Origin of the sequence: Erwinia sp. MYb416 (assembly GCF_037479575.1) — a bacterium.
In the GTDB taxonomy this organism is placed as follows: Bacteria; Pseudomonadota; Gammaproteobacteria; order Enterobacterales; family Enterobacteriaceae; genus Erwinia; species Erwinia rhapontici.
Map to the genome: position 1 here is coordinate 1 of NZ_JBBGYT010000180.1, position 1,974 is coordinate 1,974.

General features: G+C 58.3%; 2 protein-coding genes. Both read right to left on the bottom strand.

The genetic code is table 11. The features are described 5' to 3' along the window. On the bottom strand, positions 1–1,305 hold a 1,305-nt coding region (gene qseC / locus WH277_RS01710; RefSeq protein ID WP_339504023.1), incomplete at its 3' end, for a quorum sensing histidine kinase QseC. Then, positions 1,302–1,964 (bottom strand): quorum sensing response regulator transcription factor QseB, encoded by a 663-nt coding sequence (gene qseB / locus WH277_RS01715; protein ID WP_200642172.1) that lies wholly within the window; start codon positions 1,962–1,964, stop codon positions 1,302–1,304. The genes qseC and qseB, both read right to left, overlap by 4 nt. Between the last annotated feature and the right edge of the window lie 10 nt (positions 1,965–1,974).

Sequence of the window (1,974 nt, forward strand, 5' to 3'; positions counted from 1 at the left end):
TTCCAGGGTGACCGTCATGCCGTGCAGGCGGGCAATATGATGAACGATCGACAAGCCTAAGCCGCTGCCGGACTGTTGCTGGCCAGGCGGGCGATAAAATCGTTCACCAATACGCGCCAGCGCTTCCGGGCTGACGCCCGGTCCATTGTCCAGCACCTGCAACGTGCTGGCGGTCAGTTTCAGCCACACTTCACTGCCCGCCGGACTGTAGCGAATGGCATTATCCAGCAGATTACGCACCAACAGCGCCAGCAGCAGCGTCTGACCCAGACTGATAACGGGCGCATCGGGGGCATCCAGCGCCAGTTCCACGCCTGCTGCCTGTGCGGCCGCATACTGATCCACCACGGCTTTCTGCACGATCGCCTGCCACTGCACACTGTGTTTTTCCAGATCCTCCCCGGCATCCAGACGCGACAGCGTCAGCAGTTGATCCACCAGCCGGGTGGCGCGGTCTATCCCTGCATCCAGACTGGTCAGCGCATGGTGGCGTACGGCGACATCGTCATGAGCCAGCTGGGCAACTTCCGTCTGCACCTTTAATGCGGCCAGCGGGCTGCGCAGTTCGTGGGCGGCATCCGAGGTAAAACGGCGTTCGCGCAGCAGCATGTCACCGATGCGCCCAAACAGTTGGTTCAGTTCAGTCAGCAACGGGCGGACTTCCTGTGGCACACGCTGTGGGGTGAGGGGTGTAATGTCATCCGGGGCGCGTTGGCGCAGCTGGTCAGCGATCTGTTTCAGCGGCGCCAGCTCCCGGGTGATCAGCCACAACATCAACATCAGCATCACCGGCAATGCCACCAGCCACGGCATCAGGTTGGTTTGCACCAGATCGCGGGTCATATCATCGCGATATTCCCACTCCTGGCCGACCACCACCACATAGCGATCGTCCGGTGTACGCAGCCATACCATCCGCCAGCGGTCATCATCACCGCGCAGGCGGCCATCAACAAAACCCTCACGCTGATAATCAAAGATGAAATTCCGGCCATTATCACCATCATTAAGCAGCATCTGGCCGTCGCGGCGAAACACGGCAAAGGCCAGCGCATCATCGTCCTGATCGCCACGGTGATGGCGCAGGATTTTTTTTGTTTTCGGCAGCGTCATCGTTTTTTCATCGCCTGACGCAATATCCAGGGTGGTGAGCCGTTTCGCAAACAGCATTTGCTGTGTATCAAACAACGCATTGATATTGTGACGGGTCTGCCACCAGGCCCCCACAGCGGCCACTCCCCAGCACAGCAGGCTGAGTAGCAAAAAACCGAGCATCAGACGCAGTCGCAGACTTTGGCGCATCAGGGTGCCGCTCCCAGCGTGTAACCCACGCCGTGAATGGTGCGAATAAACTCACTGCCCAGTTTTTTACGCAGGTGATGGATGTGCACTTCCACGGCATTGCTGGAAACGTCGTCATCCCAGCCATAGAGTTTGTCTTCTAACTGTGGGCGGGTGAGCACGCGCCCGTTGTTGAGCAGAAACAGTTCCAGCAGCGCCAGTTCACGCGCTTTCAGTTCCAGCGGTGCACCCTTCAGCGTAACGGTATGAGAACCCGGTTCCATGATCAGGCTGCCATGTTGCAGTGTCGGTTGTAGCTGGCCGTGACGGCGGCGGATCAGTGCCTGTAAACGCGCGGCCACTTCGCTGAGGGCAAAGGGTTTACATAAATAGTCATCGGCTCCCTGCTGCAACCCGCTGACGCGTTGTTCCAGGGCATCGCGGGCCGTTAGGATCAACACCGGTTCATCACGTCCCTGCTGTCGCCACTGACGGAGAATGGTGAGTCCGTCGATTTCTGGCAGGCTGAGATCCAGTACTACCGCATCATAGGGCGCGGCACTCAGCGCCCTTAGTCCTTCGTTGCCCTGGGTAAACCAGTCAACACTGAACCCCAGTTTACTTAATCCGGCTTTGATGCCGTCGCCAATCAGGCGGTCATCTTCGATTAACAGAATTCGCATGGTGTTATTC

Bases quoted from the DNA above. Each gene is read 5' to 3' on its own strand.
- qseB (WP_200642172.1), bottom strand. From the start codon at position 1,964: ATGCGAATTCTGTTAATCGAAGATGACCGCCTGATTGGCGACGGCATC.